The organism is Variovorax rhizosphaerae, from assembly GCF_037889975.1.
Taxonomy (GTDB): domain Bacteria; phylum Pseudomonadota; class Gammaproteobacteria; order Burkholderiales; family Burkholderiaceae_C; genus Variovorax; species Variovorax rhizosphaerae.
The window spans coordinates 431,757-453,375 of record NZ_JBBKZT010000006.1 but is presented as its reverse complement, the minus strand read 5'-3'; the positions used below and the strand labels follow the sequence as shown (position 1 = coordinate 453,375).

The 21,619-nt window shown below is 64.7% G+C and carries 17 protein-coding genes and 1 tRNA gene; 11 read left to right on the top strand and 7 right to left on the bottom strand.

What is annotated here, in order from left to right:
• The 3 genes from WKW82_RS15590 to WKW82_RS15580 all read left to right on the top strand — a co-directional run.
• Nucleotides 1–1,078: Mu transposase domain-containing protein (locus WKW82_RS15590; protein ID WP_340343203.1), on the top strand; the 1,078-nt coding region annotated here is incomplete at its 5' end.
• Complete coding sequence (istB, locus tag WKW82_RS15585) at nucleotides 1,075–1,872, top strand: IS21-like element helper ATPase IstB (RefSeq protein WP_340343202.1); 798 nt, start codon at nucleotides 1,075–1,077, stop codon at nucleotides 1,870–1,872. The genes WKW82_RS15590 and istB, both read left to right, overlap by 4 nt.
• Before the next feature lie 121 nt (nucleotides 1,873–1,993).
• Nucleotides 1,994–3,910, top strand: coding sequence for an ATP-binding domain-containing protein (locus WKW82_RS15580; protein ID WP_340343201.1), 1,917 nt, complete (start codon nucleotides 1,994–1,996; stop codon nucleotides 3,908–3,910).
• Between the two features lie 699 nt (nucleotides 3,911–4,609).
• Here WKW82_RS15580 and WKW82_RS15575 read toward each other — a convergent pair.
• The 3 genes from WKW82_RS15575 to WKW82_RS15565 all read right to left on the bottom strand — a co-directional run bounded on the left by WKW82_RS15575 (nucleotide 4,610) and on the right by WKW82_RS15565 (nucleotide 6,099).
• Nucleotides 4,610–4,700: transfer RNA gene (locus WKW82_RS15575), tRNA-Ser, on the bottom strand.
• Nucleotides 4,701–4,713: 13 nt separating this feature from the next.
• Nucleotides 4,714–5,640 carry an SPFH domain-containing protein gene (locus WKW82_RS15570; protein WP_340343200.1) on the bottom strand — a complete coding sequence of 309 codons (927 nt, stop codon included), beginning with the start codon at nucleotides 5,638–5,640 and terminating at the stop codon, nucleotides 4,714–4,716.
• Nucleotides 5,641–5,673: 33 nt separating this feature from the next.
• On the bottom strand, nucleotides 5,674–6,099 hold the full coding sequence (locus WKW82_RS15565; protein WP_340343199.1) for an NfeD family protein: 426 nt from the start codon (nucleotides 6,097–6,099) through the stop codon (nucleotides 5,674–5,676).
• A 108-nt stretch (nucleotides 6,100–6,207) separates the two neighbouring features.
• Here WKW82_RS15565 and WKW82_RS15560 point away from each other — a divergent pair, with 108 nt between their 5' ends.
• Nucleotides 6,208–8,502: an Orn/Lys/Arg family decarboxylase gene (locus tag WKW82_RS15560; RefSeq protein WP_340343198.1), complete on the top strand. Its 2,295-nt coding sequence runs from the start codon at nucleotides 6,208–6,210 to the stop codon at nucleotides 8,500–8,502.
• Between the two features lie 50 nt (nucleotides 8,503–8,552).
• Here WKW82_RS15560 and WKW82_RS15555 read toward each other — a convergent pair whose 3' ends face one another.
• From WKW82_RS15555 to fabI, 4 genes are all read right to left on the bottom strand, one after another.
• The gene (locus tag WKW82_RS15555; protein ID WP_422823496.1) at nucleotides 8,553–9,494 is read right to left on the bottom strand and encodes a M12 family metallo-peptidase; all 942 of its coding nucleotides are present in this window, start codon (nucleotides 9,492–9,494) and stop codon (nucleotides 8,553–8,555) included.
• Nucleotides 9,418–10,380, bottom strand: coding sequence for a hypothetical protein (locus WKW82_RS15550; protein ID WP_340343196.1), 963 nt, complete (start codon nucleotides 10,378–10,380; stop codon nucleotides 9,418–9,420). The genes WKW82_RS15555 and WKW82_RS15550 overlap by 77 nt, the downstream gene beginning before the upstream one ends.
• A 277-nt stretch (nucleotides 10,381–10,657) precedes the next feature.
• Nucleotides 10,658–11,506, bottom strand: a complete 849-nt coding sequence (locus WKW82_RS15545; RefSeq protein WP_340343195.1) for a DNA ligase — start codon at nucleotides 11,504–11,506, stop codon at nucleotides 10,658–10,660.
• 80 nt (nucleotides 11,507–11,586) lie between these two features.
• Nucleotides 11,587–12,378: an enoyl-ACP reductase FabI gene (fabI, locus tag WKW82_RS15540; protein WP_340343194.1), complete on the bottom strand. Its 792-nt coding sequence runs from the start codon at nucleotides 12,376–12,378 to the stop codon at nucleotides 11,587–11,589.
• A gap of 38 nt (nucleotides 12,379–12,416) precedes the next feature.
• Between fabI and WKW82_RS15535 the strand changes: the two genes are divergently transcribed.
• The 7 genes from WKW82_RS15535 (at nucleotide 12,417) to nusA (ending at nucleotide 21,611) form a co-directional block, all read left to right on the top strand.
• Nucleotides 12,417–14,213: an extracellular solute-binding protein gene (locus tag WKW82_RS15535; protein ID WP_340343193.1), complete on the top strand. Its 1,797-nt coding sequence runs from the start codon at nucleotides 12,417–12,419 to the stop codon at nucleotides 14,211–14,213.
• Nucleotides 14,213–15,247 carry a microcin C ABC transporter permease YejB gene (locus WKW82_RS15530; RefSeq protein WP_340343192.1) on the top strand — a complete coding sequence of 345 codons (1,035 nt, stop codon included), beginning with the start codon at nucleotides 14,213–14,215 and terminating at the stop codon, nucleotides 15,245–15,247. Before WKW82_RS15535 ends, WKW82_RS15530 begins: the two co-directional genes overlap by 1 nt.
• A 4-nt stretch (nucleotides 15,248–15,251) precedes the next feature.
• Nucleotides 15,252–16,283 (top strand): ABC transporter permease, encoded by a 1,032-nt coding sequence (locus WKW82_RS15525; RefSeq protein ID WP_340343191.1) that lies wholly within the window; start codon nucleotides 15,252–15,254, stop codon nucleotides 16,281–16,283.
• Between the two features lie 16 nt (nucleotides 16,284–16,299).
• The gene (locus WKW82_RS15520) at nucleotides 16,300–17,907 is read left to right on the top strand and encodes an ABC transporter ATP-binding protein (RefSeq protein WP_340343190.1); all 1,608 of its coding nucleotides are present in this window, start codon (nucleotides 16,300–16,302) and stop codon (nucleotides 17,905–17,907) included.
• Nucleotides 17,908–18,030: 123 nt separating this feature from the next.
• Nucleotides 18,031–19,206, top strand: coding sequence for a YbfB/YjiJ family MFS transporter (locus WKW82_RS15515; protein ID WP_340343189.1), 1,176 nt, complete (start codon nucleotides 18,031–18,033; stop codon nucleotides 19,204–19,206).
• A gap of 309 nt (nucleotides 19,207–19,515) precedes the next feature.
• Nucleotides 19,516–20,109 carry a ribosome maturation factor RimP gene (gene rimP / locus WKW82_RS15510; RefSeq protein WP_340343221.1) on the top strand — a complete coding sequence of 198 codons (594 nt, stop codon included), beginning with the start codon at nucleotides 19,516–19,518 and terminating at the stop codon, nucleotides 20,107–20,109.
• Between the two features lie 17 nt (nucleotides 20,110–20,126).
• Entirely contained in the window at nucleotides 20,127–21,611 is a 1,485-nt protein-coding gene (nusA, locus tag WKW82_RS15505) for a transcription termination factor NusA (protein ID WP_340343188.1), read from the top strand.
• Nucleotides 21,612–21,619 lie beyond the last annotated feature (8 nt).

The window sequence follows — 21,619 nt, the reverse complement described above, 5'->3', positions numbered from 1 at the left end:
CGTCTGCGACGAACTCAAGGTGGTCATCGCTGGCATTGCCTTCCCGCATCGGATCTACCAGTTCGCGCTTGCCCACTCGGGCTGGCGCCACGCCGTCGTATTCGAGGGTGGCGAGAGCTTCATCGCGCTGTCCACCGGACTGCAATCGGCGCTATGGCGCCTGGGCGGCGTACCCGAGGAACATCGAACCGACAGCCTGTCGGCCGCCTTCAACAACCTGGCAGAGGAGCTGGAACTCACGCGCCGCTATGCCGCGCTGTGCAAGCATTACGAGATGCGCGCGAGTCGCTGCAACCCGGGTCAGTCGCAGGAGAACGGCTCGATCGAATCGCGTCACGATTCGCTCAAGACGGCGCTCGACCAGGCACTGCGCCTGCGCGGCTCGCGCTGCTTCGACGAGCGTGCGGCGTACGAGGCGTTGGTAGCGACGATCGTGGCGCGGCTCAACGCCCGCGTAGCAGTCCGCCTGGTGGTCGAGCGCGCCACGTTGCGCGCGCTGCCGCAGCGGCGTACCGCCGAGTACGAGGAGGTGCCTGCACGGGTGAGCAAATACGCGATCTTCACCGTGCGCGGCGCCCAGTACAGCGCGCCGAGCCAACTCGTCGGCCAGCGCATGACGGTGCGCCTGTACACCGACCACATCGAGTGCTGGCTCGGTGGCACGTGCGTGCTCGAGCGTGCGCGCTTGAACCACTGCGACGGGCAGCGCCATCCGCGCGACATCGACTACCGGCACCTTATCGCAGCGCTCAGGCGCAAGCCCGGCGCCTTCGCACGTTCGGTGCTGCGCGATGCAATGTTCCCGCGTGCGGTCTATCGCCAGACCTGGGAGCGACTGAACGCGCAGCTGAGTGAACGCGACGCCTGCAAGACCATCGTCGGTTTGCTCGCGTTGGCCGCCGACGGCCATGAGGCCCAACTGGCCACCGAACTGGAGCAGCTCATCGAGCTCGATCAATTGCCCGACCTGCTGGCGCTGACTACCCTGCTTGCGCCGCGCCCCGGCGTGCTGCCGGACGTGAAGGTGGAATTGCCCGATCTGGCGGGCTTCGATGCCTTGCTTGGAGTGCGAGCATGAGCGCGGCCCTGGAAGGCCGTCTGGGCCTCATCCTGACCGATCTGAGGCTGCCCACGATCAAGCGGCTCGCCCTCGATCTGTGTGCCCAGTCCGATCGTGAGGGCTGGCCTGGCAATCGACTGCTGGAGGCGCTGTTCGAGCACGAGATCAACGAGCGCGAAGTGCGCCGCATCGAGCGGCACCGCAACGAGTCGGGGCTGACCCCGGACAAGCAGTTGTCGAACTTCGACTTCGCCGCGGTGCCCAGCGTGTCCAAGGCTCAGGTGATGGCGCTGGCCGCAGGGACCGAGTGGCTCGATCGCGGCGCCAGCGTGCTCTTGTTCGGCCCGCCTGGCGTTGGTAAGAGCCACTTGATCAGTGGCCTCGGGCACGCTCTGATCGATGCCGGACGAAGGGTCCTGTTCGTGCGCTGTTCCGAGCTCGTGCAACGCCTGCAAACGGCGCGACGCGACCTGCGCCTGGCCCAAGAGTTGGCCAAGCTCGATCGTTTCGATCTGCTGGTGCTGGACGATATCAGCTATGTGCGCCGCGACCAGGCCGAGACCAGCGTGCTGTTCGAACTGATCGCCGAGCGCTACGAGCGAAAGAGCATTGCCATCACGGCCAATACGCCGTTCTCGCAATGGGGCGAAGTGTTCGTCGACGCCGCCATGACGGTGGCCGCGGTCGACCGCCTGGTCCACCACTCGACGATCCTCGAGATGAACGTCGAAAGTTACCGACGTCGGGCCGCTCAGGCAGCACAGGCGCCGGCAAAACGCGCCCTGGCGGCGACAACTATCGAAAGCATTTGAACAAACCTCGCCCGCCGTGGACAAGCCACCTGCCCACAGGCCAAGCCTGTGGACAGCCCCTGCGGGGTCCGTGACTTGACCACCGCTCCCCGAATGATGCCTCCGGCCTGACGCGCTTCGCTTGCCAAACAGCCATTTAAAAAGGAACTCGAGAAGAGACAGCCAAAGACAACTCAGACCATCAATAAATTCCCCCGCCTCCACCGGCCAGGATAGTTGTCGCCGGGCGGACAAGGTAGTTGACGCCGGCCACCCTTGCAAGCAGATGTCGCAGTCAAGACGACGCGTCGTGTCGCAGGCATGGCAATTCCTGCGCTTCGGCATCGCGGCAAAGTCGCTGCCTCGAATAGAGTGCGCCATGGCTGAAATTCGTCCTCCGCTTTCGCCCGCCATCGGTAGCGGTCAGTACCGCGAACACGACATGATCCGGCTGTTGGGAGATGCGCTTCCGGCAGCTTGCACCATCTATCACTCGTTGCAGATGTCGCAACTGCACGAGTCATTGCAGCGATTTGGCGAGTTGGATGTGGTAGTGGTCTTTCCAGGTGGGCATCTTGCGGTACTCGAGGTCAAGGCCGGCGCGGTCGAGCTGTCGGAGAGCGGGGTGTTCAAACGCTACGGTTCGGGCGGGAAGAACCTTGCCCACCAGGCGCACTCGCAATTGCAGGGCTTGATCTTCCGGCTGCGCGAGTCGCAGCTTGGCGAGGTGCGGATCGCGCATTTCCTGCTCCTGCCGGATTTCAGGGTGGCGCAGGGCAGCATCGGCTACCCGCGAGAACGGATCATCGACGCGGGCCAGCTTCACGAGTTGGGACCATTGCTGACCGATGCCTGCAGGCACATGCCGCTGGCGCCGGACAAGGTCGAACAACTGCACGCCTTTCTCGCCAACCGCTTCGCCGTCGTTCCGGATGCCGCCTGCCACCAAGGCCAGCGCCAGGCAGCCACGCGGCGCTTGGCGCAGGGGCTTGCGACGTGGGTGCCGCGCATCAGCGCGCCGTCAGGCGTCTACATCGTCGAAGGCACCGCAGGGTCCGGCAAGACGCAACTGGCGCTGACACTGCTGCAGCATGCGGCTGAGCGGCGCGAGCGAGCGCAGTACGTGTGCTTCAACCGCCCGCTGGCGGACCACATCGCGCGGATTGCCCCGGTGCGCGCCGAGGTCGGCACGGCCGATGAATTCGGGATCACCGCGCTGCGCGCGAGCGGCGTGGAGCCTGACTTCGTTGGTGATCCGGCAGTGTTTGGCAAAGGGCGCGCAGCGCTGGCTGCGGCCAATGCGTTGGCCGCGCCCACACTGGACATGTTGATCATCGACGAGTCGCAGGACTTCGATGGCGAATGGCTCGAGGCATTGCTGCCGCGCCTGAAGCCGCAGGGTCGCCTTTACCTCATGGGCGACCCAAGCCAGGCGATCTACCAGAAAGCGCCCTTCGACCTGCCCGAGGGCGTGCGCACAGTCTGTCCGGACAACTTCCGCAGCCCGCGGCGTGTCGTGGAGACGATCAACCTGTTGCGCCTGACCGCCGAGCCCATCGTCGCGCGTGGTCCGGACGAAGGCGACATGCCTGGCTTGCATGTGCATGAGCCATCCGATCTCGGTGGTTTGAAAGCCGTCGAAAAGATCATTGCGGATGTGCTTCGGGACGGCTTTGCGACCGACGACATCGCGCTTGTGAGCTTCTGTGGTCGCCAGCGTTCGGCCCTGTTGCAGCAGGACCGGTTGGGGTCACGACCGCTGCGCCGCTTCACGGGTCGATACGAGCCGTCGGGAGTGCCTGTCTGGACCGATGGAGAGTTGCTGGCCGAATCGGTCTACCGCTTCAAGGGCCAGTCGGCGCCCGTTATCGTGGTCTGCGAGATGGACTTCGAAGCGCTGGACGAGCAGCGGGCGCGGATGCTGTTCGTCGCGATGACGCGGGCGCAGTCTCGGTTGCACCTCGTGATGTCTCGAGCGGCGGAGCGGGCGCTCGCCGCGCGGCTCGATCCCGCCAGCGCCGCAGCCCAGGGTTTGCAGGACAGGGCGCAGCTCACATGAGCTGTTGAAAATGCAGGCGGATGATTCGGTCGTCACCAACATGACGTCGAGTGCATCGCCACCACGTTTGAGTCTCCCGTCGGAGTTCAGCCGCCCCAGGATGTTCGAGTAGATGACCTTCGCGGAGTCGCCGCTTCGTAGGTCTGGCTCATTGCGTCGAATGCATCGACGATCTGCGTCAGCACCGTAGGGGTCTTCTCTGCACCATCCTTGAACGAAGCGCCAGACTGATGGCAGGTGGCGCGATCAATGAAGACATAGCGATCGTGTCCGTTGGCGATTCGAACCCCCACTTGCGCTCCCGTCTGCTTCACAAACTGCGCAACTGCGGGGACGAGAACTTGAATCCCCTTCGAACACAAGATCCGGATCGTGACGCCGGCTGTGACCGCGGCAAGTAGCGAGACACGAACTCGGCTGACATGTGCGGATCGACGAACAGAATGTCTTGCCTGGCGCCTTCAATAATCTTCCGCAACTCATCAAAACAGCTGAAGACCTGCCCAGCGCCGAAAGCTGTCGAAGTCGGTCCAGCGGCCTGCAGACGCAGTTCGTGAGCGGCGCGTCGAAGTGTGATCTGCATGTCGCGCAGGTACGTGGCGGACACTTCGGGTTGAACCTTAGACCCGAGGCTGGTGGGCCTGGTTGTGGGAAAAGAAAGAAAAACGGGGCGCTAGGCCCCGTTCTTTACTCACTATCTGGCGGAGCAGGCGGGATTCGAACCCGCGGAGGGCTATTAACCCTCACACGCTTTCCAGGCGTGCGACTTAAACCGCTCATCCACCGCTCCGAAGCCCAAGATTCTAACCCGCAGAAGTGTTCGTTTTCCCGACCTGAATCATCCGCATCGCCGATGCGATCAACGCAGCCGTCTCGGTCATGTTGCTCGGCACGATCAGCGTGGTCTTCGAATCGGCCGCGACCTTGCCGTAGGCGTCCACCGCGCGCTCGGCCACCTTGAGCTGCACCGCCTGTTCGCCGCCCGGTTCGCGGATAGCGGCTGCCACGCGCGAGATGGCGCCTGCGGTCGCCTCAGCCACGGCAGTGATGGCTGCGGCCTCGCCCTGGGCGTTGTTGATCTGGGCCTGCTTCTCGCCCTCGGAACGGGCGATGAAGGCCTCGCGTTCGCCGGTAGCGATGTTGATCTGTTCCTGGCGACGGCCTTCCGACGCGGCGATCAGCGCGCGCTTCTCGCGTTCCGCAGTGATCTGGCGCTGCATGGCTTGCAGGATCTCCTTGGGCGGCGTCAGGTCCTTGATCTCGTAGCGCAGCACCTTCACGCCCCAGTTCAGCGCCGCCTCGTCGATGGCGGCCACCACTTGGGCGTTGATGATGTCGCGTTCCTCGAAGGTCTTGTCCAGCTCCAGCTTGCCGATCACGCTGCGCAGCGAGGTTTGCGCGAGTTGCGTCACGGCCACGATGTAGTTGGAGGAACCGTAGCTTGCGCGCATCGGGTCGGTCACCTGGAAGTAGAGGATGCCGTCCACCTGCAGTTGCGTGTTATCGCGCGTGATGCAGATCTGGCTCGGCACGTCGAGCGGAATCTCCTTCAGGCTGTGCTTGTAGGCCACCTTGTCGATGAAGGGGATCAGGAAGTTGGGCCCCGGTGTCATCGTGCCGTTGTACTTGCCCAGCCGCTCGCGCACCCACGCGTTCTGCTGCGGCACGAACTTCACCGACTGGCTGATGAAGATGATGGCGATGACGAGGATGACGGCTGCGACTTCCATGGTGCGGTTCCTTTGCTGCGTTCTCTGCGGGTTTCAGATCTTGTCGACGATGAGGCGGCTGCCGACCACCTCGGCCACGCGGTGCATGCCGGTGGTGGGCGTGACGCCGGGGCGGTGCATGGCCGTCCATTGCGCGCCGCGATAGCGAACACTCGCGGTGCCGTCGGTGTTCCAGGCGTCGACCTGCACGCTGCCTCCAACGTCGAGATTGACGTCGGCATTGGATTGCGCGGGCAACTCTGGCGGCCTGCGCTTGCGGATGACGTACCAGGCCAGCACCGCACCCACGCCGATCACGGCGGCCACGACCAGTTGCGTGGTCAGGCCCGCGCCCAGATGCGCTGAAACAGCGGCCGCCGCAAAGCCTCCGCCCAGCAGCAACAGGTAGACCGTGCCGGACATCAGTTCCAGCACGATGGCGGCCCCCGCAATCAACCACCAGACGGTGGAAAGCTCCATGAATTTGCTCCTGCACGTGAATCCGGCTGCATTCTCTGACATACGGTCCAACAGCGGGCTTTCGAATTCCTTACACTTCGCGCCTCTTTTCCCCATCCGGGCACGCCCATGAAATTCCGTTTTCCCATCGTCATCATCGACGAGGACTTCCGCGCCGAGAACACCTCGGGCCTCGGCATCCGCGCGCTCGCACAAGCCATCGAGAGCGAAGGCTTCGAAGTCCTTGGCGTCACGAGCTACGGCGACCTGAGCCAGTTCGCCCAGCAGCAGAGCCGTGCCAGCGCCTTCATCCTGTCGATCGACGACGAAGAGTTCACGCCCGGCCCGGACCTCGACCCCGCGGTGTTGAACCTGCGCACCTTCATCGACCAGGTGCGCCGCAAGAACGCCGAGGTGCCGATCTACATCTACGGCGAGACACGGACCTCACGCCACCTGCCCAACGACATCCTGCGTGAGCTGCACGGCTTCATCCACATGTTCGAGGACACGCCGGAGTTCGTGGCGCGTCACATCATCCGTGAGGCCAAGAGCTACCTGGAAGGCGTGCAGCCGCCGTTCTTCAAGGCGCTGATCGACTACGCGGAAGACGGCTCCTATTCATGGCACTGCCCCGGCCATTCCGGCGGCGTGGCCTTCCTGAAGAGCCCGGTCGGCCAGATGTTCCACCAGTTCTTCGGCGAGAACATGCTGCGCGCGGACGTGTGCAATGCCGTGGAGGAACTCGGCCAACTGCTCGACCACACGGGCCCTGTGGCCGCGAGCGAGCGCAATGCGGCGCGCATCTTCAACGCCGACCACTGCTTCTTCGTCACCAACGGCACCAGCACCAGCAACAAGATGGTTTGGCACCACACCGTGGCGCCAGACGACGTGGTGGTGGTGGACCGCAACTGCCACAAGTCGATCCTGCACGCGATCATCATGACTGGCGCCATTCCGGTCTTTATGAAGCCCACACGCAACCACTTCGGCATCATCGGCCCGATCCCCAAGAGCGAGTTCGAGCCCAGCGCAATCAAGGCCAAGATCAAGGCCAACCCGCTGCTGGCCGGCGTCGATGCCGACAAGGTCAAGCCGCGCGTGATGACGCTCACGCAGTCGACCTACGACGGCGTGATCTACAACACCGAGACGATCAAGAACATGCTCGACGGCTACGTCGACACGCTGCACTTCGACGAGGCCTGGCTGCCACATGCGGCCTTCCACCCGTTCTATGGCGCCTATCACGCGATGGGCAAGCGCCGCGTGCGGCCGAAGGAGTCGCTGGTGTTCGCCACGCAGTCCACGCACAAGCTGCTGGCCGGCATCAGCCAGGCGAGCCACGTGCTGGTGCAGGACTCGCAGAATCGCGCGCTGGACCGCGACCTGTTCAACGAGGCCTACCTGATGCACTCGTCGACCAGCCCGCAGTACGCCATCATTGCCAGCTGCGACGTGGCCGCCGCGATGATGGAGCCACCCGGCGGCACGGCGCTGGTGGAGGAGTCCATCCTCGAAGCACTCGACTTCCGCCGCGCCATGCGCAAGGTCGAGGAAGAGTTCGGCAAGAACGAATGGTGGTTCAAGGTCTGGGGCCCGGAGAAGCTGGTCGACGAAGGCATCGGCCGCGCCGAGGACTGGGTCATGAAGGGCGAGGGCAGCAGCGAGAAGAAGACCAAGAGCTCGGCCCGCAACTGGCACGGCTTCGGCAAGCTGGCCGACGGCTTCAACATGCTCGACCCGATCAAGTCGACGATCGTCACGCCGGGCCTGGACCTGCAGGGCAAGTTCGCCGAGACCGGCATTCCGGCCAGCGTGGTGACCAAGTTCCTCGCGGAGCACGGCGTGATCGTTGAGAAGACCGGGCTCTACAGCTTCTTCATCATGTTCACCATCGGCATCACCAAGGGCCGCTGGAACACGCTGTTGACGGCGCTGCAGCAGTTCAAGGACGACTACGCCCGCAACCAGCCGATGTGGCGCATCCTGCCGGAGTTCTGCCAGCAGCATCCCGGTTACGAACGCCTGGGCCTGCGCGACTTGTGCAACCACATCCACAAGCTCTATGCGCGTTACGACGTGGCGCGCCTGACGACCGAGATGTACCTGAGCGACCTCACGCCGGCGATGAAGCCCAGCGACGCCTATGCCCACATCGCGCACCGCAAGACCGAGCGCGTGGAGATCGACAAGCTCGAAGGCCGTATCACGACCAGCCTGATCACGCCGTACCCCCCAGGCATTCCGCTGCTGATCCCCGGCGAGGTATTCAACAAGAAGATCGTCGACTACCTGAAGTTCGCGCGCGAGTTCAACACCGAGTGCCCGGGCTTCGAGACCGACATCCACGGTCTCGTGGCCAAGGTCGACGAGACCGGCAAGAAGCGCTACTACGCGGACTGTGTGCGGGCCGACTGAAACTTGTGTCTGCCCGATGCGCGCTCATCCGGAGTCGCTTTCGGCTAGCGCTAGCGAAAGGTTGCAGCCTTGAACCGGCTTTCGTTCAGCACGCGCGCGTTGTTCCTGGTGGGTGTTCCCATCGGGATGCCGTCATAGAAGATGTCCGGGTTGGACCAGTAGTTCAGGCGAATGTTGGGGGCACCTGCCTCCAGGGTGCTCCATTTGCCGTTGTAGTTGTAGCCGTAGGCATAGCTTCCCTCCTTGGCCTCTGCAGTGTCATGGTTCGCGCCCAGGTTATGACCGATCTCGTGGGTCGCTGTTGAGCCGTTCGAGGCGCACGCCGCCCAGACGACACTGAAGGCCGCCGCACCGGATTGCGCAGCCAGGTACGCCTGGCCGCAGTATCCATTGTTGTTGGCCCACAGCTGGACGAGGTTGGCGTTGGTCGCGGCCCGTTGCGTATGAACGCCGTCGAGCTTGCCATCGCCCTTGGTGCGCAGGTCAAAAAGGATGGTGCTGAAGGTCTTGTCCTCGACATAGTCGGGATCCACCCATGTGCCGGCGAGTTCGAACTTGATCTTGACGTTGCTGTTCGTGAAGCTCTGATTCGCCTGCGCAATGACCAACTGTGCCTGTGCCTGGAGATCGGGGATGTACTTCTGGACGGCGTCCTTGGTCGCGACGATCAGGACTCGCAGCGTGGTGATGTCATCCACAGCGGGTGCGGGTGCGGGTGCGGGTGCGGGTGCGGGTGCGGGTGGCGATGGTGGTGGCGGGGGTGCTGGAGGTGGCGGTGCTGGAGGCGGGGGAGGCGGCGGAGGAACTGGAACTGGCGCCGGGGCCGGAGCGGGCGCAGGGCCCGGAGCGGGCGCGGGGGCGATCCCGCAGTCGCCCACCGGTTGCCAGACGCCATACGCGCCCGACGCGCTCGGGTCATCGCCCTGGGTCCACCATTTGTTCTCGTAGTTCTTGCCTTTCCAGCTGACCCGCGTACCTCCGGTGGCGTACACCACGCCGGATGACCATGTGGGGCCGCATGCGGAGGAAGGTGCAGGCGACGGAGCCGGAGCGGGAGGTGGTGCTGGTGCTGGGGCGGGCGGCGGAGGAACAGGCACCGGCACCGGCGCCGGTGCAGGAGCAGGCGCCGGAGCAGGCGCCGGAGCAGGAGCAGGAGCACCCGACCCGCACGCCCCTGCCCGCACTCCACACGCCCCATTGGCCGCTCAGGCTGGGGTCGTCCCCTTGCGTCCACCACTTGTTTTCGTAGTTCTGGCCGTTCTGGCTTGCGCGTTTGCCTGCGACGTCGTAGACCTGTGCGGAAATCCACGCCGGTGCGCAGGGCGGGGCGGCGGCGGTGCTTGCAGCGGCCACCGTTTCAGGCGGCGGCGGCAGCGCGTCATTGGTGTCGGGCGGCAACTTGTCCAGATCGACCTCGACCAGGGCATGCCCGCCGCCGGCCAGCGGCATGATGCTGTAGAGCTGACCGTTGTAGCGCACCGAGCCGGCGATGTTGTTGCCATGGCGAACGATGGTGACGGAGTTGAATTCATCCGTGGGCGCCTCTGATGATGAGCGCGTGCGCCTGGGTGAAAAGTTGCCGCGCCAGACCTGCGTTCCGTCGCGTAGCGTTTCGAACCCCTGCTTCAGCGCAATGCGCCCCGCCCCCGAGGGCAGGTCGATGGAGATGGACTGCGAGCCGTCCGACACCATTGCGGGATTGGGATTGATCACCATGAAACTGCGCGTGGACGGCAGGGTGGCGACCGGATCGTTGCGCCGGGTCTCTCGTTGTGCCGGCTGCACCGTGAACAAGCTGTTGCCCTGGGCCTGGGCGGGACCGACATGGCCCAAGCCGCTACCGACCAGCGCAAGAAAAAGGGCTGATGGACGATTCATTGCCTCAATCCCCGCGTTTCTGATGAGAGGGCGCACTTGTACATCCGCAGAGGTGCGTGGATGTCGACCTATCGGACTAAAGAGTTGCCACCGGTATCGAAGTTGGTTTTCTTGGTGACAATCGAAAGGGATGATTGCTTCGGTGCGTGTAAAGCCGAATTCGATGGCAAATCAGGCTGCGGCGGGGCGCTCCGCGGAATCGTTCCGTCGTCGATCTGCCCGCCGCTCGTGGACAAGATCGCGCGAGCGCTGAGGCAGGACTGGATGCCCCGACACGTCAGCCCGGCGCGTCGGCGCGCACGCGCATGAAGCGCGCGAACCGGGGCAGGCCACTCGGATTCGTGCCGTTGTAGCGGTAGGTCACCCAGGCACCGATCGCCGGAGGATCTTCGCGTTGCGCGTCGGTGAAGCCTCCGCCGAGCTTGAAGCGATGGCCATCGGGCGTTTCGACCAGCAAGGCGCCGAGCCGACCGGTGTGCTTGCCCTTGCCGGGCACGATGCCGATCACGCGCGCATCCGCATCGTCGAAGGGCTTGAACTTCAGCAGGTCGGTCGTGCGTTCACCGCGATAGAACGACGTGCCCTTGTGCAGCATCAAGCCTTCGCCACCGAGCTTGATGGTCTTGTCGAGCAGGGCTTGCAGCTCGGCCTCCGTGGTTGCGCGTTGCTGCGCCACGGGCAGCACCCACGGCGCCGCCGGGAGCGGAAGCAGCCTCCGCAGGGCAACGAGCCGGGCATTGAAGTCGCCCGGTTGCATCGGCAAGTCGAACACCATGAAGTGGATCTCGCGCCATGCCGCATCGTTGGGCGTCTGGCTACGCACCGTGGACATGGCCAGGTTGAACTTGCCGCGGCCGGCCCAAAGCTCGCCATCCATCGGCGTGCTCGGCATCGCTGCGGTGAACCAGGTGGGCGCCGTGATCGGCTCGCCGTTGCGGGTCCAGAACTGCTTGCCGTCCCAGTAGCCGCGGACGCCATCGAATTTCTCGCTGACCCAATAGCCATCGAGCGGCATGCCATGCCGGTACACCTCGGCAAGCATCACGGCCCGCGGCGCCGCGAAGGTTGGCGTGCCGAGGCCGAATGCCAGCACGCCCAGGGCGAGGAGTTTTCGCCGATTCAACATACTTCCCTTTGGATACGCTGGCCGCTTTCGCCCTCTTTCCGGGGCGGTGCGGCACTTGTGAAAAGAACCGAATGACAAGCTCAGGCGGCAGGTTCCGAGAGGCCCCCCACGACTTGGCTGAAGCCGCCGTCGACGTAGGTGATCTCGGCGCTGACGCCGCTGGCCAGGTCGCTCAGCAGGAAGGCGGCCACGTTGCCGACCTCGTCGATCGTCACGTTGCGGCGAATCGGCGAGGCCTTCGCCACACCCGACAGCATCTTGCCGAAGTCCTTGATGCCGCTCGCTGCCAGCGTCTTGATCGGGCCGGCGCTGATGCCGTTGACCCGCATGCCCTTGGGGCCGAGCGAATCGGCCAGGTAGCGCACCGAGGCTTCCAGCGAGGCCTTGGCCAGGCCCATGGTGTTGTAGTTGGGCAGGGCGCGCAGTGCACCGAGATAGGTCAGCGTCAGCAGGGCCGACTTGTCGTTGAGGTAGGGCAGGGCCGCCTTGGCCATGGCGGGGAAGCTGTACGCACTGATGTCGTGCGCGATCTTGAAGCCTTCACGCGACAGCCCTTCGAGAAAGTCGCCGGCGATGGCCTCGCGCGGCGCAAAGCCGATGCTGTGCACGAAGCCGTCGAACTTGGGCCAGGTCTGGGAGAGGTCGGTGAACAACTTGTCGATCTGCGCATCGTCGCCTACGTCGCAATCGAAGATCAGCTTGGAATCGAAGTCGGCCGCGAATTCGGTGATGCGGTCCTTGAAGCGCTCGCCCACATAGCTGAAGGCCAGTTCCGCGCCTTGTGTGTGGCATGCCCTGGCGATGCCGTAAGCGATCGAGCGGTTGCTCAGCACACCGGTGATCAACAGTTTTTTCCCCGTGAGAAAGCCCATGGATGTTGCCTCTTTGAAATCTTGGGCAGAATTCTCGCATGCGAGGTTGGCTGTTCTGTGTGTTGGCTCTCTTGGCGGCCCCTTCGTGGGCTGCCCATGCCTATGCGCAATTCGGCGACATCAAATACGCGCCCGGTTTCACCCACTTCAGCTATGTGAATCCCGATGCGCCCAAGGGTGGCGAGATCCGCCTCGTCCCGCCCACGCGCCCGACCAACTTCGACAAGTTCAATCCGTTCACGCTGAAGGGTACGCCGCCCTATGGCCTGGGTGGGCTGATGTTCGAAAGCCTTCTCACCGGCAACTCCGAAGAGCCAACGACGGCCTACGGTCTGCTGGCCGAGGATGTGGAAGTCGCGCCCGATCGCAAGTCGGCCACTTTCAGGATCCACCCGAAGGCACGATTCAACGACGGCTCGCCGGTACAGGCTGCCGATGTGGTGCATTCGTTCACCATGCTGACCAGCAAGCTCGCGGCCCCGCAGTTCCGCACGATCTATGCGGAGGTGCAACGCGTGGTGGCCGTGGACGATCGCACGGTGCGCTTCGAGTTCGCCAGTCCCAACCGCGAACTGCCGCTGGTCGTGGGCGGCATGGCGGTGTTCAGCCGCAAGTGGGGCGCAGGCAAGCCCTTCGACCAGATCACCAGCGACGTGCCGATCACCTCCGGCCCCTACCAGCCCGCGAAGGCCGGACTGGGTCGCGACATCACCTATGTGCGTGACCCCAAGTACTGGGGCGCCGAACTGCCCGTGCGCCGGGGGCAGTTCAATTTCGACCGCGTCACCTTCAAGATCTATCTGGACGACACCTCCCGCTTCGAGGGCCTGAAGGCCGGCGAATTCGACTTCATGCGCGAGTTCACCTCGCGCAACTGGGCCCGTCAGTACACCGGCAAGCAATTCAGCTCGGGCGAATTGAAGAAGCAGGCCTTCCAGAACCACAATCCGGGCGACTTCCAGGGTTACGTCTTCAACCTGCGCAACACGAAGTTCAAGGACATCCGGGTGCGTCAGGCGATTGGCCTGGCGATGGATTTCGAATGGCTCAACAAGCAGCTTTTCTACGGGCTCTACAAGCGCGTCCAGGGCTACTACCCCAACAGCGACTTCCACGCGGAGGGCGAGCCCAAGCCGGATGAACTCGCGTTGCTCGAACCCCTGCGCGACAAGCTCCGTCCCGAGGTGTTCGGCCCCGCCGTGATTTCACCCAGCACCGCGCCGCCCGGCAGCCTGCGTGAGAACCTGCGCAAGGCGCGGACCCTGCTCGAGCAAGCCGGCTGGACCTACCGCGACGGTGCGTTGCGCAATGCAAAGGGCGAGCCTTTCACCATCGAATTCCTGAACGACCAGCCCTCGCTGATCCGGGTGGCGACACCGTTCCAGACCTCCTTGCAAAAGCTCGGAATCGCCATGACTTTCCGGACGGTCGACTTCTCGCTGTCGCAACAACGGATGGACAACTTCGAGTTCGAGATGACCTCGATCCGCTTGCCCGGGAGCACATCGCCGGGAGGTGAGTTGCTCGAGTTCTTCGGCTCGAAAGCGGCCGACACCAAAGGCTCGTCGAATATCTGGGGCATTGCCGATCCGGCCGTGGACGCGCTGTTGCAGAAGGTGGTGAGTGCCACGACACGGCCGGAACTGGGCGCCGCCATGCGCTCACTCGATCGCGTGCTCTCGCATGGCTACTACTCGGTGCCGCAGTACTATGGCGACGCATTTCTCATCGGCTATCGGCCGGCGCCTTTCGTGCTGCCGCCGACCGTGCCGCCGTACTACCAGCCGGACAACTGGGCGATGAGCACCTGGTGGGCATCGCCTTCCAACAAGTAATGGCCAGCTACATCCTCAAACGCCTGCTGCTGATGGTGCCCACGCTCCTTGGCGTGTTGCTGGTCACCTTCGCGGTGATCCAGTTCGTGCCGGGTGGACCGGTCGAGCAGATGGTGTCGCAGCTGCAAGGCCGCGATTCCGGTGGCGAGCGTGCGGCGTCGAGCGGTGCCGGCTATCGCGGGCGCCAGGGCCTCGACGAAAAGCGCATCGACGAAATCAGGCAGCTCTATGGCTTCGACAAGCCGGCGCCGGAGCGCTTCTGGCAGATGCTGAAGTCCTTCGCGCGCTTCGACCTGGGCCAGAGCTTCTACCAGCGCAAGGCGGTGTCGCAACTGGTCGTCGAGAAGTTGCCCGTGTCGATCAGCCTCGGGCTCTGGACCTTCTTCATCAGCTACCTGATCGCAGTGCCCCTGGGCGTGGCCAAGGCGGTGCGGGCCGGGTCGCGCTTCGACTTCGTGACCACGCTGATCGTGCTGGTCGGCTATGCGATTCCGGGCTTTGTGCTGGGCGTGGCCTTGCTCGTGGTGTTCGGCGGGCAACTGCAGTGGTTCCCGCTGCGCGGCCTGGTCTCGGCCAACTGGGACACCCTGAGTTGGGGCGCCAAGGTGACGGACTACCTCTGGCACATCGCACTGCCGGTGACGGCGATGGTGCTCGGCAGCTTCGCGGTCACGGCCATGCTGACCAAGAACTCGTTCCTGGAGGAGATCCGCAAGCAGTACGTGTTGACCGCGCGCGCCAAGGGTCTCGCGGAGCGGCAGGTGCTATGGAAGCATGTGTTCCGCAATGCGCTGATCCCGATCATCACGGGCTTTCCGGCAGCGTTCATCGGGGCTTTCTTCACCGGGTCGCTGCTGATCGAGACGCTGTTCTCGCTCGACGGACTGGGCCTGCTGAGCTACGAAAGCGTGATCCGGCGCGATTACCCCGTGGTGCTGGGCACGCTCTACCTGTTCACGCTGATCGGCCTCGTGACCAAGCTGATCAGTGATCTGTGCTACGTCTGGGTCGATCCGAGGGTGAAGTTTGACTAGGCCGGTGACCGTTTCATTGAGCCCGGGCCAGCGCGCCTGGCAACGCTTCAAGCGCAACCGGCTCGGCTTCTGGAGCCTGGTCATCTTCACCGTGCTGGTCGTGCTGAGCCTGTTTGCCGAGTTGCTGTCCACCGACAAGCCGCTGGTCGTGCGCTATGAAGGCACAACCTACTTCCCGGTGGTGCGCGACTACTCGGAGAAAACCTTCGGCGGCGACTTCGAGACGCCTGCCGACTACCTCGACCCGTTCATCCGCCAGCGCATCACGCAGGGCGGCAACTGGGCCCTCTACGCGCCCAACCCCTATGGCCCGAAGACCCTCAACTACTTCGCGACCTCACCGAATCCAGCGGCGCCCTCGCGCGAGAACTTCCTCGGCAGCGACGACCGCGGCCGCGACCTGCTGGCGCAACTGATCTACGGCTTCCGCGTCAGCGTGCTGTTCGGCCTGGCGCTGACCGTCATCGGCGTGGTGCTGGGCGTCATCACCGGCGCAATCCAGGGCTTCTTCGGCGGCAAGACCGACCTGGCTTTCCAGCGCTTCATCGAGATCTGGGGTTCGATGCCGGAGCTATACCTGCTCATCATCTTCAGCGCCATCTTTGCGCCCAGCGTGGCGCTGCTGCTGGTGTTGCTGAGCCTGTTCGGCTGGATGGGACTGTCGGACTACGTGCGTGCCGAATTCCTGCGCAACCGGCAGATGGATTACGTCCGCGCCGCACGTGCGCTCGGCGTCGGCAACCTGCAGATCATGTGGAGGCACATCCTGCCCAACAGCATGGTGCCGGTCGTGACCTTCCTGCCCTTCCGCATGAGCGCGGCGATCCTGGCGCTGACCTCGCTCGACTTTCTCGGCCTCGGCGTGCCGCCCGGGACGCCCTCGCTCGGCGAGCTGCTGAGCCAGGGCAAGGCCAACATCGACGCCTGGTGGATCTCGCTGTCAACCTTCGGCGTGCTGGTCGTGACGCTGATGCTGCTGACCTTCATGGGCGACGCATTGCGCGATGCGCTCGACCCCCGGAAGGCTGACAAATGACTGAGCCCGTATCCCCATGAACCTGCTCGACGTCCGGAACCTGCGCGTCGCCTTTGGTGGCAAGGAGGTGGTGCATGGCATCGACTTCCAGGTCGCGGCGGGGGAGAAGCTGGCGCTCGTGGGCGAATCGGGGTCGGGCAAGACGGTGACGGCTTTGTCGCTGCTGCGGCTGGTGCAGAACGCCGAACTGGGCGGCGTCGCGAGCTTCCACGGCGAAGGCGGCGAGGTGCGCGACCTGCTGTCCCTGCCGGAGCAAAGCTTGCGCGGCATCCGTGGCAAGGAGATCGCCATGATCTTCCAGGAGCCGATGACCGCGCTCAACGCGCTGTACCCGGTCGGCGACCAGATTGCCGAGGTGCTCGAACTGCACGAGGGCCTGTCGAAGCGCGATGCGCATGCCGCGGCGGTGAAGCTGCTCGCGGAAACCGGCATCCCCGAGCCCGAGCGTCGCGCGCTGTCCTTCCCGCACCAGCTTTCTGGCGGACAACGCCAACGGGCCATGATCGCGATGGCGCTCGCCTGCAAGCCACGCTTGCTGCTGGCCGACGAGCCGACCACGGCCCTCGACGTGACCGTGCGCGCACAGATCCTGGCTTTGCTGGCCGACCTTCAAGCCAAACATGGCATGGCGGTGCTGCTCATCACGCACGACCTGAACCTGGTGCGCCACTTCGCCGATCGCGTGGCCGTGATGGAGAACGGGCACATCGTCGAGCACGGGCCGGTGCGGAAGGTCTTCGACGCGCCGCAACACCCCTACACCCGCAAGCTCATCGACAGCCGCCCCGAGCGCGACGTGGCGCCGGCACAAGGGCAGGGGGCCGACGCGGTGTTGCAAGCCGAGGGGCTGCGTGTGACGTATCCGGTGCCGGTGGCGGGCGTGCGCGGCTGGTTCAGCAAGGGCGCCTTAGTCGCCGTGCAGGGCGCGGACCTGGCGATCGCGCCGGGCCAGACGCTGGGCGTCGTGGGTGAATCGGGTTCCGGCAAGTCGACGCTGGCGCTCGCAGCGCTCGGCCTGTTGCGCCATGAGGGCACGCTGAACATCGCCGGTAAGGCGTGGGTCGGCAACGGCAACGCCGACCGCGCCTTGAGGCGCGTGATGCAGGTGGTTTTCCAGGACCCGTTCTCCTCGCTCTCCCCCCGCATGACCGTCGAACAGATCGTCGGCGAGGGCCTGAAGGTGCATGAGCCCGCCCTGGACACCGCCGCGCGCCGCGTGCGCAGCCTGGCCGCCCTGCACGACGTGGGCCTGACCGAGGCGCAGTTCCCGGCCTTGCTCGACCGCTATCCGCACGAGTTCTCTGGCGGCCAGCGCCAGCGCATTGCCATCGCACGGGCGCTGATCGTCAATCCACAACTGCTGGTGCTCGACGAGCCCACCAGCGCGCTCGACGTGACCATCCAGAAGCAGGTGCTCGGCTTGCTTCAGCGCCTGCAGCGCGAGCGCGGGCTGAGCTACCTGTTGATCACCCACGATGTCGAGGTGATCCGCGCGATGGCGCACGAGGTGATCGTGATGAAGGATGGCGCCATCCTTGAATCCGGTCCGGTCGATCAGGTTCTCGACGCGCCGCAGCATCCCTACACCCGGCAACTGGTCGCTGCGGCGCTGATCGATCCATGAGCGCCGCCCGGCCGCCTGAAGGCGCTCGCACCGCAGCGCGAAGGTTTGCTGTGAGCGCCGCCCGGCCGCCCGAAGGCGCTCGCACCGCGGCACGCAGCGCGAAAGTGACCCGGTGAACGTTGCATGACCGACGACGAAAACAGGCGCGGTGCCTGGCGCGCCGCATTGGCCTGCATGGTGACCTTGGCGGTGGCGCTGGGCATCGGGCGCTTTGCTTTCACCCCGATGCTGCCGGTGATGCTTGCGGAGGGAAAGCTCGATCTCCAGGGCGGCGGCCTGCTGGCTTCCTTGAACTACCTCGGCTACTTCGTGGGTGCGCTGTCGTGCGCGGCGATCCGCCTGCCGCCGATCGTCATGGTGCGCGGTGGCTTGATTGCGACGGCGGTGCTGCTGCTGGGCATGGGCCTCCTGAACGACTTCGCAGCCTGGGGTCTGCTGCGCGGCGCCGCAGGCGTCGTCAGCGCATGGGTATTCGTCTTCGCTTCGGGCTGGGGGTTGCGGCGACTCGCGGAGACGGGCGCACCGGCGCTGGGTGGCGTGATCTATTCCGGGCCCGGCATCGGCATCGCGGCCACCGGCCTGCTCGGCGGTGTGGTGGGCCGCTGGGGCTCCACGGCGGCCTGGATCGGCTTTGGCCTTGCCGCGCTGGTGCTGGTCGCGGTGATCTGGCGGATCTTCGACGATGGCGCCGTCGTTGCCCCGGCGTCTGCGCTGCCCGCATCGCCGCCAGCCGCCGGCGCCCTGGCCGCCGCGCGCAGCGACGCACGCTGGCTCGTCGCGCTCTACGGCATCGCCGGCTTCGGCTACATCATCACCGCTACCTTCCTGCCGGTGATCGCCCGGCAGGCCCTCCCGGCCTCGCCCTGGCCCGACTTGTTCTGGCCACTGTTCGGCCTGGCCATCGTGCCCGGCGCCATCATCGGCGCGCGCGTGCCCTCGCATTGGGACAACCGCCTGCTGCTGGCGGCCGGATGCGCGCTGCAGGCGCTCGGCGTGTTGCTGTCGGTGGTCTGGCCGACCGTGCCGGGCTTCCTGCTGGGCAGTGTCTTGCTGGGCCTGCCGTTCACCGCCATCACGCTGTTCGCGGTGCGCGAGGCACGGCGCCTGCGCGGCAACGCGGCGGCCGGCCTGATCGGTTATGCGACCGCTTCGTACGGGGTCGGCCAGATCGTCGGCCCGCTGTTCGCCGCGCCGCTCGCGCATGCCACCGGCAGCTTCGCGGTGCCACTGCTGGCGGCCGCGGCGGCGCTGATGGTCGGGAGTGCGTTGTTCGTGCTGGTGTGGTGGAGGAAGGGCTGAAGCTGCCGGAATTCCTGCTGCGCGATTCAGGCAAGGCGAGCGCGGCTTGGCCTTAATTGGAAACACAATGTTTCAAAGCTGGGTTGCCGGCTGCGGTTCACCCAAATCGTCGCGTGCCGTGCGCCTTACCTGAGCTATTCCGTCGCAACTGAAACATAACTGGCATATAATTCGAGGCTCACGACCAAACGGGCGGGTACCAACCGCCCGTTTTTTTTGGTCGATCGTTTATCGACACTGCTGCACGGACAGGGCGGCGCCCGGGGCAGTGTCAGGCACAGACACACAACTCAAGGCGAATTCGAACACGTGGCATTGCAGCAGACAGTGGAACAAACCGTTGCCGGACTCGGCTACGACCTGGTCGAGATCGAAAGATCCGCCGGGGGATTGCTGCGCGTCACGATTGATTTGCCCTGGACTGGCCCCAATTCGGAAGGTGTGGCCGGCGCGCCCGAACCGTTCGTGACGGTCGAGGATTGCGAGAAGGTCACGCGGCAGTTGCAGTTTGCGCTGGAAGTCGACCAGGTCGAATACAAGCGGCTCGAGGTGTCCTCGCCCGGTATCGACAGGCCGCTGCGACACGAGAAGGATTTCGAGCGTTTCGTCGGCGAGGTGATCGACCTGACGCTCAAGGCGCCCATGGGGGCGGCGGCGGGTGGCCAGGTGTCGGCCAGCCGCAAGAAATTCAGGGGCACGCTGGAGCGTGCAGAGGCGGGTGGCTGGCAGATCGTCTGGAGCGACGAACCCGCACCCAAGCCAGGACAAAAAGTGAGCAAGAAGCGCGCGCCAGCAACGTTGCAGGCGCTCGGCTTTGGATTGGACGAACTGCGCGACGCGCGGCTCGCTCCAATCGTGGATTTCAAGGGCCGCAAGGCCAAAACCGGCGGGTCGCCGGACTGATCGAGGAGCGTAGTGGCATGAATCGCGAAATGTTGATGTTGGTGGATGCGATCTCGCGCGAGAAGAACGTTGAACGCGACGTGGTTTTCGGCGCCGTCGAATCCGCGCTGGCGCAAGCTACCAAGAAGCTTCACACGGGTGATGTGGACATCCGCGTCGCCATCGACCGCGACAGCGGCGTCTACGAAACCTTCCGCCGCTGGCACGTCGTTCCCGACGAGGCCGGACTGCAGCTGCCCGACCAGGAAATCCTCCTGTTCGAAGCCAAGGAAGAAATGCCCGACATCGAGGTGGACGAGTACATCGAGGAATCGGTGGAATCGGTGCCGATCGGCCGCATCGGCGCGATGGCCGCCAAGCAAGTCATCCTGCAGAAGATCCGCGACGCGGAGCGCGAGATGCTGCTCAACGACTTCATGTCGCGCGGCGACAAGATCTTCGTCGGCACAGTCAAGCGTCTGGACAAGGGCGACATCATCGTGGAAGCCGGCCGCGTCGAAGGGCGCCTGCGCCGCAGCGAGATGATCGCCAAGGAAAACCTGCGCAATGGCGACCGCGTGCGCGCCATGATCATGGAGGTCGACCTGACGCTGCGCGGCGCGCCGATCATCCTGTCGCGCTCCGCGCCCGAGTTCATGATCGAACTGTTTCGCCAGGAAGTGCCCGAAATCGAGCAGGGCCTGCTGGAAATCAAGAGCTGCGCCCGCGACCCCGGTTCGCGCGCCAAGATCGCCGTGCTCTCGCACGACAAGCGTGTCGACCCGATCGGCACCTGCGTCGGCGTGCGCGGCACGCGTGTCAACGCCGTCACCAATGAACTGGCCGGCGAGCGCGTCGACATCGTGCTGTGGAGCGAAGACCCGGCGCAATTCGTGATCGGCGCCTTGGCCCCGGCCAACGTGTCGTCCATCGTGGTGGACGAGGAAAAGCACGCCATGGACGTGGTGGTCGACGAGGAAAACCTCGCCATCGCCATCGGCCGCGGTGGCCAGAACGTGCGCCTGGCTTCCGACCTCACCGGTTGGAAGATCAACATCATGGACGCCAACGAATCGGCACAGAAGCAGGCCGTCGAAACCGACGCCAGCCGCAAGCTGTTCATGGAAAAGCTCGATGTGGACGAGGAAATCGCCGACATCCTGATCTCCGAAGGCTTTACCAGCCTCGAGGAAGTGGCCTATGTGCCGATCTCCGAGCTGCTCGAAATCGAGAGCTTCGATGAAGACACCATCAACGAGCTGCGTTCGCGCGCCAAGGATGCGCTGTTGACGATGGAGATCGCCAAGGAAGAAAACGTCGAGACCGTCTCGCAGAACCTGCGCGACCTCGATGGCCTCGATCCTGAACTCATTCCCAAGTTGGCCGAGGCGGGTGTCCACACCCGTGACGACCTGGCCGACCTCGCGGTCGACGAACTCACCGAGATCACCGGCCAGAGCGCCGATGACGCCAAAGCCCTCATCCTGAAAGCCCGCGAACATTGGTTCGCCGGCCAGGCTTGACGGTCATG

Bases quoted from the DNA above. Each gene is read 5' to 3' on its own strand.
- WKW82_RS15515 (WP_340343189.1), top strand. From the start codon at position 18,031: ATGACCGACGACGAAAACAGGCGCGGTGCCTGGCGCGCCGCATTGGCC.
- WKW82_RS15570 (WP_340343200.1), bottom strand. From the start codon at position 5,640: ATGGAAGTCGCAGCCGTCATCCTCGTCATCGCCATCATCTTCATCAGC.
- fabI (WP_340343194.1), bottom strand. From the start codon at position 12,378: ATGGGCTTTCTCACGGGGAAAAAACTGTTGATCACCGGTGTGCTGAGC.
- WKW82_RS15560 (WP_340343198.1), top strand. From the start codon at position 6,208: ATGAAATTCCGTTTTCCCATCGTCATCATCGACGAGGACTTCCGCGCC.
- nusA (WP_340343188.1), top strand. From the start codon at position 20,127: ATGAATCGCGAAATGTTGATGTTGGTGGATGCGATCTCGCGCGAGAAG.
- WKW82_RS15520 (WP_340343190.1), top strand. From the start codon at position 16,300: ATGAACCTGCTCGACGTCCGGAACCTGCGCGTCGCCTTTGGTGGCAAG.
- WKW82_RS15530 (WP_340343192.1), top strand. From the start codon at position 14,213: ATGGCCAGCTACATCCTCAAACGCCTGCTGCTGATGGTGCCCACGCTC.
- WKW82_RS15550 (WP_340343196.1), bottom strand. From the start codon at position 10,380: ATGAATCGTCCATCAGCCCTTTTTCTTGCGCTGGTCGGTAGCGGCTTG.
- WKW82_RS15565 (WP_340343199.1), bottom strand. From the start codon at position 6,099: ATGGAGCTTTCCACCGTCTGGTGGTTGATTGCGGGGGCCGCCATCGTG.
- istB (WP_340343202.1), top strand. From the start codon at position 1,075: ATGAGCGCGGCCCTGGAAGGCCGTCTGGGCCTCATCCTGACCGATCTG.
- WKW82_RS15545 (WP_340343195.1), bottom strand. From the start codon at position 11,506: ATGTTGAATCGGCGAAAACTCCTCGCCCTGGGCGTGCTGGCATTCGGC.
- WKW82_RS15535 (WP_340343193.1), top strand. From the start codon at position 12,417: ATGCGAGGTTGGCTGTTCTGTGTGTTGGCTCTCTTGGCGGCCCCTTCG.